The organism is Micromonospora sp. H61 (genome assembly GCF_018070325.1).
Classification (GTDB): domain Bacteria; phylum Actinomycetota; class Actinomycetes; order Mycobacteriales; family Micromonosporaceae; genus Micromonospora; species Micromonospora salmantinae.
The window spans coordinates 13,073-29,630 of the sequence record NZ_JAGPXY010000005.1; the positions used below are offsets into that span (position 1 = coordinate 13,073).

A 16,558-nucleotide genomic window follows, 5' to 3' on the forward strand; every position below is an offset into this window, starting at 1 on the left:
CACGTCGGGTTCCGGCACCTTACCCGGGCCTACCGGGAAATCAGATATGCATTCGTTGGGTTGTAGACTGCGGCGCATGAACGAATTGAGTCGCGCGCAGATCCGCGACCTCATGGCTCAGGTGTTGAAGAATCAGGACAAGGAGCTGCCCGCGGACGACGCGGCGCAGTTGCGGGAGATCGGCTTCCGGTCGCTCGACTTCTCCGAGCTGGCCCTGCGGGTGGAGGACGAGACGGGGGAGGAGCTCAACTTCGACGCCCCCGGGCTGCGTCGCATCGCCACCGTCGGGGACGTCCTCGACTTCCTCGTCGAGCTTCAACACCAGTGACCGTCGCGACGTCGCGCCACCCCGTCCCCGCCAGCCCGGAGCCGGCCGGTGTCGACAACCGGCTCGTCGTCGGTGGCACCGCGCTCACCTGGCGTTCGCTGCCGACGCCCACCCTGCCCGACCCGGCGGCGGTGCTCGCCCGCTCGGCCGTGCACGCGCTCACCGCGGCGCGGCAGCACGCCGTGCACGGCACCGAGCTGCTGCTCAGCACCGCGAGTCGAGTCGACGCGGTGATGCGCGCCGAGCTGCTGCAGGCCGGGTTCACCGTCGGCGTCCTCGACGGCGACGGCGTGCACCCGAGCGCACCGGCCCGGCCGCGAGCCGCCGAGCCGGGCCGGCTCTGGCTGCTGACCTCGGGCTCCACCGGGCGTCCGAAGCGGGTCGGGCACACCCTCGACACGCTGACCACAGTGCGGGCCGACCAGCCCGACCGGACCTGGCTCTGCCCGTACGCCCCCGGGACGTACGCCTGGTGGCAGGTCGTCACCCTGTCGCTGACCCAGCCCGGTCAGCACCTGGTGGTGGTCGAGCCCGACGAGTTGGACGACTGGCCCACTGTCGCGGCCGCCCACCGTGTGGACGCGGCCTCCGGCACCCCGACCTTCTGGCGGCGCACCCTCTACCGCGACGCCGAGGCGCTGGGCCGGGTGCCGCTGCGCCAGATCACCCTCGGTGGGGAACCGGTGGACCAGGCGATCCTGGACCAGCTGCGGGAGGTCTTCCCGGCGGCACGGATCTCCTGGATCTACGCGTCCTCCGAGGTGGGGGCGTCCATTGTGGTGCACGACGGGCGGGCCGGGTTCCCGGTCGACTGGCTGGACCGGGAAACCCCGGGCCGGCCGACGCTCTCCGTCCGCGACGACGAGCTGGTGGTCACCTCCCCGTACCACGGGGCCGGTCTCGCCGGCCCGATCCGCACCGGGGACCGGGTGCAGGTGCTCGACGGCCGGGTGCTGATCACCGGCCGACTGGACTCCGACGAGATCAACGTCGGTGGTAGCAAGGTTTCCGCCGGTGTGGTCCGCGGCGTGCTCGCCGGTCATCCGGCGGTGGCCTGGGCCAGGGTGACCGGCCGCCGCGCCCCGGTGCTCGGGCGGATGGTGGTCGCCGAGGTGGTCCTCGCCGCTGCCGACCCGTCCGGCGTGGACACCGGTGTGCCGGACGAGGCCGCGCTGGTCCGCTGGTGCGCCGACCGGCTCCCCGAGCACGCGGTGCCGCGCCGCATTCGCGTCCTGACCGACATTCCCGTCAAGGAGACCCTGAAGAGCGATGTCTGAGCCCGTCGACACCCAGCTCGTCCCGCCCAGCTCCGTGGTCCTCGTCTCCGGCGGTTCCCGTGGCCTGGGCCTGGCCATCGTCACCGACCTGCTCGACGCGGGCGTACGCGTGGCCGCGTTCGCCCGCACCATCACCCCGGAGTTGGAGAAGCTCGCCGCCGAGCACCCCGACCGGGTGCACGTCGGCTCGGTGGACGTCACCGACCTGCGCGCCGCGCAGAGCTTCGTCCGCGAGGTGGAGCAGCGCCTCGGCCCGATCGACGGCATCGTCAACAACGCCGCCATGGGGCAGGACTCCCTGCACGCGCACACCGCCACCGACGACATCGCCCGGATCATCGAGACCAACCTGACGGCCCCGCTACAGCTGACCCGGCTGGTGATCCGCCGGATGCTCGCCAAGGGGCTGCGCGGGCGGATCGTCAACATCACCTCGATCTGCGGGCAGCGCGGTTTCCCCGGCCTTGTCGCGTACTCGGCCACCAAGGGCGGCATGGACGCCGCCACCCGCTCGCTCGCCCGCGAACTGGGCGGCCGGATGCTTGTCAACTCGGTCGCGCCCGGGTTCTTCGCCTCGGAGATGTCCGCGGTGCTCGGTCCGACCCAGCTCGACCAGATCGTGCGCCGCACCCCGACCGGTCACCTGACCGAGCCGGTGGAGGTCACCCCGGTCGTGCGGATGCTGCTGCGGGAGCACACCAACATCAACGGCCAGGTCATCGTGGTGGACGGTGCCGCCGCCATCTGACCTGCGGCCGGTTCCCCTGCCGGTGCGACCAGCACGACACGGCGGGGCGGCCGTGCCGCGTCCGGTGCCGGGGCTGCTCGCCGCCGCCGAGCAGCATCTGCGCATCGGGTCGCCGGCCGCGACGGCCGACGCGGTCACCCGCAGTCACCTTGATGATGGACGGTGCGTCGGCTGGTACGGCCCACCGGCGCCCGGCTGGCGGGTGGCCGTCGACGCGGAGCGCGCCGACGCCCCGGTGCCCCCGGCGCTGGCCCGCCGGTTCGGTACGGCGGACTTCTGGGCCCGCTGGACCCGGGCCGAATGCTGGTGCAAGTTGGCCGATGTGTCGGTGGCGGTCTGGTGGCGGCGCCATGGTCTGGGTACGCCGGCCGACGGATCGGCGGTCTGGCGGACCCTCCGGGTGGCCGACCTGGTGGTCACCGTCGGCTTCGCCCCGACCCTCCCGTCCCGCGATCTTGCACTTTCTGACGCCGAATCGCGGCTTTCGCGCCTTCAATCGGGGCAGTAAGTGCAAGATCGCCGGGGCGGGGGTTAGATCTGATTCCAGCTCAGGGGGGTGCCTCGGGGGACGTCGGTGGTGAAGGTGCGGCCCAGGACCCGGTCGATCTCCACGGGCGCCAGCCCGCCGGCCGGCCGGATCGAGCGGACGTTGTGCGCGGTCACCGGATCGCCGGCCCGGACGTCCTCGACCACGAAGAGCGACCGGCGAAACCGTAGCCCCTCCCGCTCCGCGGGGGTCGGCCCGATCGCGGTGCCGCCCAGCGCCTCGAACGCGCGCCCGGACTCGGCGACCAGGGCCGTGAGTTCCGCCGGGTTCAGGGAGAAGTCCGAGTCCACGCCGCCGTCGGCCCGGTCCAGCGTCACGTGCTTCTCGATGAAGCAGGCGCCGAGCGCCACCGAGGCGACCGCCACCCCGATGCCGGGGGTGTGGTCGGAGAGCCCGACCGGCACGTCGAACGCGCCGGCCAGCACCGGCAACCGGCGCAGGTTGCTGTCGGCCGGCGGGGCCGGGTAGGACGCGGTGCAGGCCAGCAGGACGATGCTCGCCGCGCCGCCGGCCCGGGCGGTGCGCACGGCGGCGTCGATCTCGGCGACCGTCGCCATCCCGGTGGAGATCACCATCGGCTTGCCGGTGCTGGCCACCAGTCGGATCAGCGGCAGGTCGACCAGCTCCGACGAGGCAATCTTGTACGCGGGCGCGTCCAGCGACTCCAACAGCTCCACGGCGGTCGCGTCGAACGGCGACGAGAAGACGGTCAGGCCACGCTCGCGGGCCCGCTCGAAGATCGGGGCGTGCCATTCGTACGGGGTGTGCGCCCGTTCGTAGAGGCGGTACAGGTTCTCCCCGCCCCACAGCTCGTGCCCGCTGGAGATTCGGAACGCCGGGGTGTCGACGTCGATGGTGATGGTGTCCGGCCGGTACGTCTGGAGCTTGAGCGCGTGCGCCCCGCTCGCGGCCACCGCGTCGACGATGGCCAGCGCCCGGTTCAGATCGCCGTTGTGGTTGCCGGACATCTCGGCGACCACGAACGGTCGCTCCCCGGCACCGACCGCGTGCGGTCCGATCTTGATTGTCGCTGTCATTCCGGCCTCTGCTCAGGTACGCCCGCACCGGGGTGCGGTGGTGCTGTCGTCGCCCACCCGGCGGGCGGACGACCTGGGAAATCAGGGCGCCGGGAGCCGTCCCGGCTCCCGGCGTGCTCCGCGGTGGGGTCGATCACGGCAGCCGGCCGACGGCCAGCGTGTCGCGCCGCTCCGGCGCGAGCCCACCGTCGCGGGTAGGCCCGGCGCTCGCCCCTCGCCCCGGGTCCTCGTCGGCGGCGACCGAACCGCCCTCGGCGCCGCCCACCGGGCCGGACCGACGCAGGCGACCAGCGACCCGGTGGGCCTGGCGCAGCGCCGAGTACGCCACCCAGTCACCCCGCCCGACGAGGCGGTGCTTGAGCCCGGCCACGCCCGGGGGCAGCGGGTAGCCGCCGGTGGGCAGGTACCGACGGTAGTGCGCGGCGGCCCGGTGGAAGAAGTCGCGCCGCAGGTGTGGGTGCAGCCGGCCGTCGTTGCCCACCACCACGAGGTAGTGGCTGATCATCAGCTCGAACAGCTCGGCCTGCAACCGCTCGTCCGGGTGCTTCCGGGCGACCCAGTCCATCAGCCGCTCGTACTGGGCGAAGGCGTCGAAGTGCCGGCCGCTGCGGGTGGAGGTGATCGCGCCCTGACGGCCCTGGCGGTACAGGTAGCAGACCCGGTCCAGCACGGAGATCTTCTCGGCCCCGATCAGCAGGGGGTGGCTGAACGGGATGTCCTCGTACCAGCCGGGGAAGAAACGCAGCTCCAGTTCGTCCATGAAGTCGCGGCGGACCACCTTGTTCCAGGCGGTGTGCTGCACCCGCAGCAGCTGCGGCTGGTCGGTCAACCGGGTCACGCCGGTGATTCCGCATAGCAGCGGGCTGCTCGCGTCGATCTCCCGCCGACCGTCCTCGTGTACCCGCAGGTGGTCGAGCATCAGCACGTCGGGCTGGTGCTGGCGAAGCCGGTCCAGCACCGCCGCGATCGTGCCCGGTGGCAACCAGTCGTCGCTGTCGACGAACCAGACGTACCGGCCGCTGGCCACGTCGAGCCCGGCGTTGCGGGCCAGCCCCAGACCCACGTTGCTGCTCAGGTGCACGACGCGCACGCCGTCGCGGCTGACCGCGTACGAGCGGAGCATGTCGCCGCAGCCGTCCGGGGAGGCGTCGTCGACGGCGATCAGCTCGACAGTGTCCGACTCGCCCACCGGGATGTCGGCCCGGATCGACTCGAGGCACTGGTACAGGTACGCCTCGACGCCGTAGACGGGCACGACGATGCTCAGCAGCGGTGCGGGCGTCGGCTCATTGACCACGTCCGCCACCTTCGACGACCCGGGTGGCCGGCCCCGGAACCTGACGTTGCCGCCGATGGTGGACTCTCTGAACTCCAGCCCAGCGGAAGGTTAACGCCGGGCCGGTGGTCGGTTTCCGGCCCGGGGAACGTGGGCTCGCGGGGCGGGTGGGATGCGTCCGGTTCACCCGGGAGTGACCCGGTAGGGTGCCTCGGTGCGGCCCTGCCGGGTCGTCGTGGGCGTCGCCGTCGCGCCGTCCGACGCCGCGACGAGGAGGCTACGACCGTGCTGGTGACCCTGCCGAGCGCCGGGATCCCGGCATGACGAGCGTCGCCGCGACGTCGGCCGCCCGGCCGGCACCGGCCCTGCCCCGGCTGCCCTCGCTGACCGGGCTGCGGTGGATCGCCGCTCTGCTGGTCTTCGGCTTTCACGCCGGCACCATGCGGATCATCGCCGAGCCGGACTACAAGGCCGTCATCGACGCGTTGTTCACCCTCGGTCTCTCCGGGGTGCAGTTCTTCTTCATCCTCAGCGGTTTCGTGCTGGTCTGGTCGGCCCGCGAGGGCGACTCCCGGCGTACCTTCTGGCGGCGACGGATCGCCAAGATCTACCCGAACCACCTGGTGCTGTTCGCGGCGACGCTCGTGGTCGCCTGGTGGTTCGCCGACCCGGTCCTGCCGGCGGCGGCGTTGGAGAACCTGCTGCTGTTGCAGGCGTGGGACCCCCGGCCGGGCTGGTTCTACAGCATCAACACCGTCAGCTGGTCGCTGTCCTGCGAGTTCTTCTTCTACCTCTGTCTGCCGCTGGCGCTGCCGCTGCTGCGCCGGGCCCGACCGAAGCTGCTCTGGACGCTGATCGTCGCGCTGCCGCTGCTGATCCTCGCGCTCTGGCCGGCGCAGGAGTTGGTGCCGGAGGTGAGCCGCTGGTGGTTCACCCAGATCTTCCCGCCGGTACGGTCGCTGGAGTTCTGGCTGGGCGCGGTGGCTGCCGAGTTGATGCGCCGGGGGCTGTGGCGCGGTCCCGGTCTGACAGTGGCCAGCGGGATCTTCCTGGTCACCTGGGTGGCGGCCGCGCAGTGGATCCGCGCCGAGCTGTGGACCACGCTGCTCGCGGTCGCGTACCTGTTGGTGATCACCGCGGCCGCGGACGCGGACGTGCGGGGTCGGCGCTCGCCGTGGCGGTCCCGGCCGCTGGTCTGGCTCGGTGAGGTCTCGTTCGCCTTCTACCTGGTGCACGTGCTGGTGATGACGAGCGTGCTGCGCTGGAGCGGGACCTGGGGGATCGGCTTCGCGGGCTGGCGTGGCCCGGCCGTGGTGCTCGGCTTCCTGGCGGCGAACCTGATCCTCGCCGGGCTGTTGCACCGCTTCGTCGAAACCCCGATGATGCGCCGGCTCGCGCCGCGCCGTGCGGCCCGTCCGGCGCCCGTCCCCCGACAACGCGCGGCCGGCGACGACGACGCACGGGACCCCGCAAGCAGCGCCCGCGGCAAGGTCGACGGACCTGCCGACGAGGTCGGTCAGGCCGGCGGGCGATCACCGTACGTCGACCTGCGCTGACAACGTCCACCCTGGTCAACGGGTCGGCGCGGCGCGATCCGACACGCCCGTGGTCGGTGCGCCCGGCTCGGCGCGACGGTAGCGTTGGGGCGTGCTTCCGGTCGCGTTCACCTGTCCGCTGTGGTGGGTGGCGCGCTGGGCGACTCGGGTGCTGACCAGCCTCGCCGTCGTCGCGGCCCTGGCGCTCGGCGCAGGCCCGGCCACGGCCACCACGGCAACACCCGGCCCGGTGCCGACGTCGAGCGCGGTGCCGGCCTCTGTCGCCGCCGGCCCGCTGGCGGCCTCCTGCCGGCACTCCGCGGCACCCGGTGCTGCCCGCCCGGCCGCGGCGATACCGCCGGAGGCCGCCGAGGAGTCGGTCCCGACATGGTCGGTCGACACGCCGGTGGCGCTCCCCGATGATCAGGCCGCCATCGCGGCCGGCGTGCTGCCGGTCCGCGCGGCCGAATTCGGCCGGCTGCCCCTCGTCGACGGTACGAGCGGTCGGGCTTCCCGGGCCCCACCCGGGCGCTGAGCCACCGGGACGACCGTCCCGCCACCGTGCCCTGTCGACCCACCCGCTCCCTGACCCGCCGACCCGTGGCCCACAGTGGCCCGCTGATCGGCGCGGCTCCCCATCGCACTGCTCATCCTCCCCGAGGTGCCGACCATGGAGACAGTCGTCTTCTACCAGTTCGTGACCGAGGTGCCGCGGGCCGCCGCCATCTGGTCGACGCTGTTCCTGCTGACCCTGGGCCTGCTCTCCGTGCTGGCCGCCCGCCCCGAACGGGACCGGCCCACTGACGACCCGCTCCCGGCCGGGCCCACTCCTCGGGAGGTGGCCGCCGCCGAGGCCGTGGACCTGCGCCGCTACGCCGAGGAGGTGGCCGTCGCCGCGGCCGGCGCGGCCACCACCGCCAAGCGGCGGCGTGCCGCCTGGCTGACTGCTCAGGAACAGCTGGAGCGGGCCTGGATCGGGTACGACGAGGCGGACACCGCAGCGCGTCGCTTCGCTGGCGCCGGTGCGCTGCCCACCCCGCAGACCCCGCACACCCCCGCCGAGTACGCCGCCCGGGAGCGCTATCTGCACCGGGCGGTGATGGCTGCGTACTGGCGGAGGGAGCTGACCATGGCGCAGCTCGGCGACGTGTTCGGGCACCGGCGCGGCTGGGATCCCCGGCGGCACCCGGTCGAGCAGGAGGTGCTGATCAGCCGGGTGGTCCGGGATGCGCGGCTGGCCGACTACCAGGTGGCCGCCGGCCGTGAGCGGGCCGCCTGGCGTGACGCGGAGTTGGCCGCCGAGTCGGCTCGTGCCCTCGCCGAGGAGGCGTACGCGGCGGCGGCCCGGCTCCACCCGACCCTGGTACCCGCGCGCCGCACGGTGGCCGGGGCGTTGCGTCCCGCCGTCGTGGCACTGTGGCGCCCGGCCCGGGTGGGTTGAGCCCAATCCGTGATGTGAGGCCGGTCACCCAATCGGGAAATCGGACGTCCGACGCGATCGGCGGCATTGATCCCGCGATTGTGGCCGCGTTCTTTGCGGCCTGTCCGGTTGTCGCCCGCAGGCGTCGCCGTAACCGGTTGTCCCATCGAGTCACATCATCGGCAATACGCGCAGAAATTGTCGCGCCAATTGGGGTTTACGCAGGTGAACCTGGCTTGGCAGGGCGTTGAGACGCCAGTAGTGTCGTCCCGTCCGGTGCGGTAACCGATCGCAAGACGCGACGCCGCACCGACCCGCTTAATCGTGATCAACGAACCGGGGACCCACCAGTAAGTCCGGGGTGAATCCGCGAGCCACGGCCCGCGGTAGGGCGTCTTCCCGCCCGAATCCGTCAGCTAACCCGGTAGGCGGTGTCGGAAGGAGTCCCATCCTCGTGCAGCACCTTTCCACCCCTCGGTTGTTCCCTCGCCTCCACGGCGCGGCGGTGCACCCGCTCATCCGTCCAGTGACGGTGAGCTGACCCCCGGGTCATCGCCTTCCCCGCCCGGCCACGCCGGGCGTTCCCCTGAGCGGTTCACCATCCGCGGACCACGGTCCGCGCGCTGGCGCCTGCCCGGATACCGGTCCGGCCCCGGTGTGCCGCTCTCCCCCCGATCCGTGGAGGACCCCGTGAAGCACACCCTGCAGCGTCAGCTCCGCCGCCTCGCCACCGAGCGCCCGTACCAGATCGTCGCCGCCTCCGCCGCGGCCCTCGCGATCGCCACCACCACCGGCGCCCTGCTCACCACTGCCGACGACGCCCCGGCCGGCCAGCGCACCGCGACCACTGTCGCCGAGATGCGCAGCGACGTCGCCGCCTCCCGCGGCGAGGCTCGGGAGGCTTCCCCCTCGGCCAGCGCCGCACCGACCACTGCCGCCCCGGCCACCAGCGCCGCGTCGCCCGCCGCCAAGGCCAGCAGCAACCCGGACCTCACCCGGAAGCAGGAGCGGCCGAAGCCGCCCGCGACCAAGGTGCTCGACTACGACTACGAGGCGCAGAACACCTACTACAACTGCGGCCCGGCGGCCACCCGGAACGCGCTCAGCGCCGCCGGCATCGACCGCACCCAGGAGGAGCTCGGCGCCGAGCTGGGCACCACCGAGATGGGCACCAACTCGGCTGAGGACACCACCCGGGTGCTCAACGCCGAGGTGAAGGGCTCCCCGTACCGGACCCGGATGTTCCCCGGCGCGCCCAGCCCGGCCCAGATGGACCGGCTCCAGGCCGACGTGGTGAAGGCCATCACCGACGGCCGGGGCGTGGTGGCCAACGTCGTCGGCGACGCCACCGACACCGACGGCGGCTGGCACTCCTACGGCGGCGGGCACTACATCGCCGTCGTGGGCTACAAGGACAACGGCCGCACCGTACGCATCGCCGACTCGGCGAACCCGGCCGACCCGTCGTACTGGATCACCACGATCGACCTGGCCAACTGGATCACCAGCCGGGGCTACTCCGCCTGACCCGGGCACGCTGACCGCCGCGGGCGCCGTCCTCCACAAGGGGCCGGCGCCCGCGGCGTCTGTCCGCGTGGTCCCGTCATCGACGGCTCTCGTACCCGACCGTGAACCGTGGGAGACTGCGGCCGTGGTGGAGAAGACGGGTGGTCACGCCGGCCGCAGGCCGGTCCTGCTGCTGCTGCACGGCATGGGAGCGACCGGGGACGTGTGGTTGCCCTGGGCCCCGTACCTCGAGCAGCACTGGCCCGGGCGGTGGCTGGCACCGGACCTCGCCGGCCACGGCTGGGCGTCGCCGCTGCCGTCGTACTCCTTCCCGGGCTTCGCCCAGCAGGTCGCGCAGGCGCTCGCCCCCGACGACCGGTTGGTGGTGCTCGGGCACTCGCTGGGCGGGGTGGTCGGTCTCGCGCTTGCCGCCCGCGACGCCGGAACGCCGGTGGACGCGGTCGTCGGGCTGGGCATCAAGGCACTCTGGTCACCCGCTGAGCTGACCCGCGCCGCCGAAGTCGCCGCCCGCCCGGTGAGCTGGTTCGCCAGCCGCACCGAGGCGGCTCGCCGCTACCTGCGGGTCTCCGGGCTGGCCGGCCTGGTCTCGCCGGACCACCCGGTGGTGGACGCCGGGCTGCGCCAGGTCGACGGCCGGTGGCGCCTCGCCATGGACCCGGCCGCCTTCGCCGTCGGCGAGCCCGACCTGGCCGCGCTGCTCGCGGCGACCGACGTGCCGGTGCTGCTGGCACGCGGGGAGAACGACCCGATGGTCACCGACGAACAGCTCAAGGAGTACGGCGTACCGGTCGCCACGCTGCCCGGCCTCGGGCACAACGCGCACGTGGAGGACCCGGCGGCGGTGCTGGCGCTGCTCGACCCGTACCGCTGAGCGGTCAGGCAGGTGTGGACGCGGTCAGTGTCCCAGCCGGTGCCAGCTCCCGGCGGGCGGCGGTCAGGAACGCCTCGGCGTACGCCTCGGCCGGGAAGTCACCCAGGTAGCGGCGGCGGGTGGCCCAGCGGGCCTCGGCCAGCGGGTCGGTGTCCAGCAGGGCGGTCAGTACCTCGTCCACGTTGGACATGTCCCGGCGCAGCACGTAACCCGACCCGGCCAGCGGGAACCGCTCCACGAACCGGTCACCCTCGTCGCCCATGTCGGTGACCGCGTACGGCTTTCCGGAGTAGAGGAAGTCCGAGATCACGCCGGACACGTCGGAGACCAGCGCGTCGGCGGAGTTGACGCACTCGGTCAGGCTCAGCTCCCGAGCCGCCGCGCCGACCACGTGCTGGCGGCCGGTGCGGGCCCGGTCGGCGACGAGCAGCTCGGTCAGGCGGCCCAGTTGGCGGGCCGACGCCGGGTTCTGCCTGGTGTACGGGTGGGCTCGCAGGATCACCGTCGCGCCGCGCTCCAACAGCCGGCGCAGCAGGCTCTCGGCCACCGGCAGCGAGCAGTAGTCGGCGTCGGCGTGGTGCCCGGTCCAGGTCGGCGTGTAGAGCACGGTCGGGTGCGCCAACCCTCGCGCGGGCTCCGGGCGCACCTCGATCGACTCGACCTGTGGGCGACCCACCACCACGAACTTGTCCGCCGGGATCTGCACTCCGGCGCGGGCGTACCGGTCGATCGCCGCCTGCCCGGCCACGAAGATCCGGTCGAAGATCCCCGACACCGGGTTGGCGCTCGGCGCCTTGTCGCTGTCGCCGTGGTGCAGCTGGATGTGGGTGAGCTGGGTGAAGCGGACGCAGTGGCTGTTCTTCGCACCGTGGTTGACGTAGAACGCCGCCCGCAGGCTCGGCACCAACGCCTCGTCCATCGCCCCCAGGGTGGGGCAGTAGACCACCGGCGCGTCGGTGGCCGCCGCGATCGGGGCCAGGAACTCCGGCTCACGCAGCACGACCAGAAACGGCCGGCCGATCCGTTCCAGGTACGGCAGCCACATGGTGACCTGGTATTCCGAGCCGGGAGGCGCGGAGAAGTAGAGCAGTAACTCCGGCTGGTGCGGGCGCAGCGCGGCGGCCACCGCCCCGCCGCCGGACCGTGGCCGGAACCGTCGCCGGGCCAGGTCCAGCGCGACCGCACCGGCGCCCGCGCCGACCAGCAGGCTGGCGGCCAGCGCCACACCGGCCGGCAGGGCGAGCGCGGCGGCGAGCGCCAGGGCGGCGAGCAGCCCGAGCAGGGCCGTGCCGAGCCGGTCGGCGATCATCGGCGTGCGGGCGCGTACCGGCAGGTTGGCCGCCCGGATCTCCAGACTGCCGGCGGTGCGCAGCGGCCCCACCAGCAGCACCAGCCCCAGCAGGACCAGCCCGGTGGCGACCAGCGCGAGGCTGAGCCCGTCGTCCAGTCGCCGGGAGTAACCGACCAGGATCGCCGCGGCGATCAACGCGGTCTCCGCCACCAGGTCGGCGCTGGGCCGGATCCGCTGCTCAGCGGCCGAGGCGGCCAGCGCGGCGACGGCCAACGCCAGCCCCCAGCCGGTGGCGCCGGTCAGCGCCAGCACGACAAAGGCCAGCACGGCCAACCCGGTGGTCAGGCACCGGGCGGCCAGCTTTCGGACCAGGTCGCCGCGCATGTCGCTCCGTTCGTGGTTCCGCAGCCGTCGGCGTCAGTTGGCCGACGTCGCGCCGGCCGGTGCCTCGACCCGACCCGACCCGGACTGCGCCGGCACGCTCGGCGTGGGCCCGTCGCCGGGTGCCCGGCGTACGTCGATCACCTGACCGGTCAGGTCGGAGATCAGCACGTCCAGCGACGACTGGGCGACGGCCTCCGCGGCGAGCAGGGTGTGCTCCGGCTCCTCGCCGAAGGCCCGCGTCCGCATCGGGGTGGCGGTGCGCTCCGGGTTGATGCAGTTGACGCGGACACCCACGTCGGCCCACTCGTCGGCGAGCGCCTGGGTGAGGTTGACCAGGGCGGCCTTGGTGGCCGAGTAGAGCGCGTAGCGGGCCCGGCCCCGGGTGTAGGAGCTGGAGGTGTAGAGCAGCAACTGGCCCTTGGTCTGCTGCAGGTACGGGAGGGCCTGGCGGGCGATGGTCACCGGGCCGACGAAGTTGACCTGGAGCAGCCGGTCCATGGTCTCCTCGTCCATCTCGGCGAGGGCGCCCTTCTCCAGGATGCCGGCGGTGACCACCACGTGGTCGATCCGGCCGGTGGCCTCGAAGGCGGTCGTCAGCGCGGCCTCGACGTCCTCGGCCCGCTCCACGTGGGTGCCGGTGCTGGAACGGCTGAACGGGAAGACCTGGGCGCCGTAGCGCCGGGCCAGCTCGGTCAACTCGTGACCGATGCCGTAGCTGCCGCCGAACACCACTATGGTCCGGCCGGTCAGCTCCTCGCTGTAGCTGCGGTGGTCGGTCAGTCGGGGTGCCTGCGCGGCGGCGAGCTGGAAGAGCTTGTCCGCCAGGTGCACGTCGACCGGGTGGGTGACCTTGATGTTCTCGTCCGAACCGTCGATCACCTTGATCGGGGTGCCGGGAAGGTAGCGCAGCACCACGCCACAGTCGTCGGTGGCGGCGAAGTCCGGGTCGTCCTCGGCGATCTGGTACGCCGCCCGGATCGTGGGGGAGCGGAACGCCTGCGGGGTCTGGCCACGGCGCAGCCGGGAGCGCACCGGGATGTCGGTGATGCAGTCGTTCTCGTCGACCTGGATGATCGTGTCCGCGGAGGGGATGGCCACGTCCACGGCGTCGTAGCTCCAGAGCGCGTTGACGCACTCGCGCACGATCCGGCCGCTGAGCAGCGGGCGTACCGCGTCGTGGAAGAGGATGTTGCAGTCTTCCGGGCCGACCGCGTCCAGCGCGATCCGGGTGGTGGCGTTGCGGGTGTCACCGCCCTCGATCACCTTGGTGACCTTGCGCAGGCCGGCCTTCTCGACGATCTGCCGGGCGTCCTCGACGTGGCCGGTGGCCATCAGCACGATGATCTCGTCGATCTCCGGTGCCGCCTCGAAGACCGCCAGGGTGTGCTCGATGATCGGCTTACCGGCGATCTTCAGCAGCTGCTTCGGGATGCCGAGGCCCAGCCGGGTCCCGGTGCCGCCGGCCAGAACCACCGCCACTGTCCGCGAGGGCCGCCACGGCGTCGGGGTCTCCGCTTCGGCGTCCGGGCCAGGGGTCTGGTCCTGCGTCATTGCCGGATCCTCACTCTCAGGGATGCGTTAACGGAAGGTTCCGCCCGAGCGGCGACGGAATGAACCTTAACGCGCGGACCGCGTCGCCCCAACGCGGGCGACGCGGTCCTCAGGTGCCGTGTCGATGCCGGACGTTCGCCGGAACTCTACTTGCTGTTCGCGTACGCCTCGTAGGCCCGGATGACCTCGTCGGTGGGACCGTCCATCCGGATGAGGCCCGATTCCAGCCAGATCGTCCGTTCGCAGGTGTCCCGTACGGAGGAGAGCTGGTGGCTGACCAGGAACACCGTCCCCGCGCCCTCCCGCAACTCCCGCACCCGCTGCTCGCTGCGCTTGCGGAAGCCCTTGTCGCCGGTGGCGAGCGCCTCGTCGATGAGCAGCACGTCGTGCTTCTTGGCGGCGGCGATGGAGAACCGCAGCCGGGCCGCCATGCCGGACGAGTACGTCCGCATTGGCAGGCTGGCGAAGTCACCCCGCTCGTTGATCCCGGAGAAGTCGATGATCCCCGCGGCCTGCTTGGCCACGTCATCGGGGTGCATGCCCATGGCCAGGCAGCCGAGGGTGACGTTGCGCTCCCCGGATAGGTCGTTGAGCAGGGCGGCGTTCACGCCGAGCAGGGACGGCTGCCCCTGGGTGTGGATGGCGCCCCGGTTGACCGGCAGCAGGCCGGCGATGGCCCGCAGGATGGTGGACTTGCCGGAGCCGTTGCTGCCGATCAGCCCGATCGCCTCGCCCCGGTACGCGGTGAAGGAGACGCCCTTGACGGCGTGCACCTCCCGCACGTTCGGCGCGTGGGTGCGCTTCACCAGCCGGCGCAGCGCGGCCACCGGCGTGGTGCCACCGGCGGCGCCCTGGTGCACCCGGTAGATGATGTGCGCGTCGTCCACGACCACTGTCGGGATGCGCTCCTGGGTTCGGGTCATCGTCGCGCTCGCCTCAACGGGGGCGTCGAAGTGATCAACCACGGCCGTACTCCTGTTCGCCGCGCCAGAAGTAGATGAAACCGCCGATGCCGGCGACCAGCGCCCACCCGGCGCCGACCAGCCAGAGCTGGGTCAGCGACTCGTTGAGCAGCGGCGCCTCCTCGAGCAGCGCGTACCGGGCCAGCTCGATGTAGACCAGCAGCGGGTTGTACTGCACAAGCGTCGTCGCCCAGCCGGGCAGCCGGTCGAAGAGGCTGACGCTGTAGAGGACGCCGGAGCCGTACATCCAGGTCCGCATGATGAACGGCATGACCTGCTTCAGGTCGCTCGCCTTGGCGCCCAGCCGGGCGACGAACAGCACCACGCCGGCGTTGAACACCGCCTGCAGCAGCAGCGCGGGCAGCAGCATCAGCCACTTCCAGGTGAGCGGCTCACCGGTGACCAGCACGATGCCGACCAGCACCACCATCGAGGCCAGCAGTTGCTGGAACTGGGTGATCGTGGTGGACAGCGGCAGGCTGGCCCGGGGGAAGTGCAGTGCCCGGATCAACCCCAGGTTGCTGCTGATCGACTGGGTGCCGGCCAGGATCGCGCTCTGGGTGAAGTTGAAGATGAACAGCCCGGTGGTCAGGTAGGCGATGAAGTTCGGGATGTTGTCGTTCTGCGCCAGCACCACCCCGAAGATCAGGTAGTAGACCGCCGCGTTGGTCAGCGGGGTGAGCACCTGCCAGAGCTGACCCAGCTTGGCGTTGCTGTACGAGGCGACGAGCTTGGCGTTGGCGTACGCGGCGATGAAGTGCCGGTAGGCCCAGAGTCGGCGGCTGTACTCGACGAGGCTGGGTCGCTCACCGGCGACCCGTAGCCCGTGCCGAGCGGCCAGCTGCGCCTGGGTCAGGCCCGTGTCGGGGTCGACCAGCGCGGTGGTGGCCATGGAAATGGCGCTCCGATCTTTCGTGCAGACGGGGGTTGCTCGCGACGATCGAATCCTAGTGGGAAATTTGCGCGGGGCGCCGCCTCGTCGCTGCGAGGACAGTAGTCCGAAACACGTCGGGACGCAACCGTACCGTCGTTGCGCTACGCTGTCCGGCGTGACCTGCGATAAGAGCCCTCGATGACCACCGAGAAGAGGCGGGCGCCGGCCGGCGCGGCGGTGCTGCGCGACGAGATCACCACGGCGATCCGCCGGGCGCTGATGCAGGAGCTCGCCGCGGTCGGCTACGGCAGGCTCTCCATCGAGGCGGTGGCCCGGCGGGCCGGCGTCAGCAAGACGGCGATCTACCGACGGTGGAGCTCGAAGCTCAATCTGGTGCTGGAGGTCGTCGCCGCCGCGGCACACGGCAAGCTCCCCGCACTGGACACCGGCACGCTGCGCGGTGATCTCGCGCTGCTGTTCCAGGCGGTGGCGCACGCGCTGGGCCACCCACTGGCGTCGCAGATCATTCCGGATCTTCTGGCCGAGGCCGCCCGCAACCCCAGCATCGACGCGACCCTGCGTCAGGTGCTGCGCGCCCGGCAGCAGGAGATCGGCGGTCACCTGGTCACCCGGGCCGTGCAGCGTGGCGAACTGCCCGCCGACACGGAGCTGGACGCCGCCGTCGACCTCATCGTGGGGCCGCTCTACTGGCGGCTCGCCATCGCCCGTCTCCCACTCACCGACGGCTACCTCGACAACCTGGTCGAATCCGTGGCCGCCGGGCTCGGCGCCGACAGCGTGCTGCCCCGCCCCCGGGCGGCACCGATGGCGGGTTGACCAGCCCTCCGACACTCGGTCGCCGGCAGCAGCGGCCGCCCTGCCCGATTCCGCTACGCTGCCCCCTTGACACCCGGCCGTCACCGTGCCGAT

General features: G+C 72.3%; 16 protein-coding genes and 1 riboswitch. Of the genes, 10 read left to right on the plus strand and 6 right to left on the minus strand.

Annotation, left to right across the window (positions count from 1 at the left end; genetic code table 11):
* Window positions 1-76 precede the first annotated feature (76 nt).
* Genes KBX08_RS04650 through KBX08_RS04665 form a run of 4 tightly spaced genes read left to right on the plus strand, consistent with a single transcriptional unit; the run spans window position 77 to window position 2,861 of the window.
* Window positions 77-328, plus strand: coding sequence for an acyl carrier protein (locus KBX08_RS04650; RefSeq protein WP_091401397.1), 252 nt, complete (start codon window positions 77-79; stop codon window positions 326-328).
* Complete coding sequence (locus KBX08_RS04655; RefSeq protein ID WP_210781302.1) at window positions 325-1,605, plus strand: AMP-binding protein; 1,281 nt, start codon at window positions 325-327, stop codon at window positions 1,603-1,605. The genes KBX08_RS04650 and KBX08_RS04655 overlap by 4 nt, the downstream gene beginning before the upstream one ends.
* Window positions 1,598-2,353, plus strand: coding sequence for an SDR family NAD(P)-dependent oxidoreductase (locus tag KBX08_RS04660; protein WP_210781303.1), 756 nt, complete (start codon window positions 1,598-1,600; stop codon window positions 2,351-2,353). Before KBX08_RS04655 ends, KBX08_RS04660 begins: the two co-directional genes overlap by 8 nt.
* 52 nt (window positions 2,354-2,405) lie before the next feature.
* On the plus strand, window positions 2,406-2,861 hold the full coding sequence (locus tag KBX08_RS04665; RefSeq protein WP_210781304.1) for a hypothetical protein: 456 nt from the start codon (window positions 2,406-2,408) through the stop codon (window positions 2,859-2,861).
* 23 nt (window positions 2,862-2,884) lie between these two features.
* Here the strand turns inward: KBX08_RS04665 and pseI are convergent, their stop codons facing one another.
* Together pseI and KBX08_RS04675 are read right to left on the minus strand one after the other, a co-directional pair.
* Window positions 2,885-3,937, minus strand: a complete 1,053-nt coding sequence (gene pseI, locus KBX08_RS04670) for a pseudaminic acid synthase (protein ID WP_210781305.1) — start codon at window positions 3,935-3,937, stop codon at window positions 2,885-2,887.
* Between the two features lie 133 nt (window positions 3,938-4,070).
* Entirely contained in the window at window positions 4,071-5,234 is a 1,164-nt protein-coding gene (locus KBX08_RS04675; RefSeq protein WP_210781306.1) for a glycosyltransferase, read from the minus strand.
* 299 nt (window positions 5,235-5,533) lie between these two features.
* On the opposite strand from KBX08_RS04675, the gene KBX08_RS04680 reads away from it, so the two are divergent.
* From KBX08_RS04680 to KBX08_RS04700, 5 genes are all read left to right on the plus strand, one after another.
* A complete protein-coding gene (locus KBX08_RS04680; protein WP_210781307.1) occupies window positions 5,534-6,769 on the plus strand; it encodes an acyltransferase in 1,236 nt (411 codons plus the stop codon).
* 91 nt (window positions 6,770-6,860) lie between these two features.
* A complete protein-coding gene (locus KBX08_RS04685) occupies window positions 6,861-7,283 on the plus strand; it encodes a hypothetical protein (RefSeq protein ID WP_210781308.1) in 423 nt (140 codons plus the stop codon).
* Window positions 7,284-7,418: 135 nt separating this feature from the next.
* The gene (locus KBX08_RS04690; RefSeq protein WP_210781309.1) at window positions 7,419-8,189 is read left to right on the plus strand and encodes a hypothetical protein; all 771 of its coding nucleotides are present in this window, start codon (window positions 7,419-7,421) and stop codon (window positions 8,187-8,189) included.
* Window positions 8,190-8,473: 284 nt separating this feature from the next.
* A riboswitch (cyclic di-AMP (ydaO/yuaA leader) is annotated at window positions 8,474-8,614 on the plus strand.
* Between the two features lie 232 nt (window positions 8,615-8,846).
* Window positions 8,847-9,695, plus strand: a complete 849-nt coding sequence (locus KBX08_RS04695) for a C39 family peptidase (protein WP_210781310.1) — start codon at window positions 8,847-8,849, stop codon at window positions 9,693-9,695.
* A 124-nt stretch (window positions 9,696-9,819) separates the two neighbouring features.
* Complete coding sequence (locus KBX08_RS04700) at window positions 9,820-10,566, plus strand: alpha/beta hydrolase (RefSeq protein WP_210781311.1); 747 nt, start codon at window positions 9,820-9,822, stop codon at window positions 10,564-10,566.
* A gap of 4 nt (window positions 10,567-10,570) precedes the next feature.
* On the opposite strand, the gene KBX08_RS04705 is transcribed toward KBX08_RS04700, so the two are convergent.
* From KBX08_RS04705 to KBX08_RS04720, 4 genes are all read right to left on the minus strand, one after another.
* Window positions 10,571-12,241 carry a CDP-glycerol glycerophosphotransferase family protein gene (locus KBX08_RS04705; protein WP_210781312.1) on the minus strand — a complete coding sequence of 557 codons (1,671 nt, stop codon included), beginning with the start codon at window positions 12,239-12,241 and terminating at the stop codon, window positions 10,571-10,573.
* Between the two features lie 33 nt (window positions 12,242-12,274).
* Window positions 12,275-13,792 (minus strand): bifunctional cytidylyltransferase/SDR family oxidoreductase, encoded by a 1,518-nt coding sequence (locus KBX08_RS04710; RefSeq protein WP_210781313.1) that lies wholly within the window; start codon window positions 13,790-13,792, stop codon window positions 12,275-12,277.
* 146 nt (window positions 13,793-13,938) lie between these two features.
* Entirely contained in the window at window positions 13,939-14,715 is a 777-nt protein-coding gene (locus KBX08_RS04715; protein ID WP_210781399.1) for an ABC transporter ATP-binding protein, read from the minus strand.
* A 34-nt stretch (window positions 14,716-14,749) separates the two neighbouring features.
* Entirely contained in the window at window positions 14,750-15,646 is an 897-nt protein-coding gene (locus KBX08_RS04720; RefSeq protein ID WP_210781314.1) for an ABC transporter permease, read from the minus strand.
* 180 nt (window positions 15,647-15,826) lie between these two features.
* Here KBX08_RS04720 and KBX08_RS04725 point away from each other — a divergent pair, with 180 nt between their 5' ends.
* Entirely contained in the window at window positions 15,827-16,465 is a 639-nt protein-coding gene (locus KBX08_RS04725; protein WP_210781315.1) for a TetR/AcrR family transcriptional regulator, read from the plus strand.
* The last annotated feature ends 93 nt before the right edge of the window (window positions 16,466-16,558 follow it).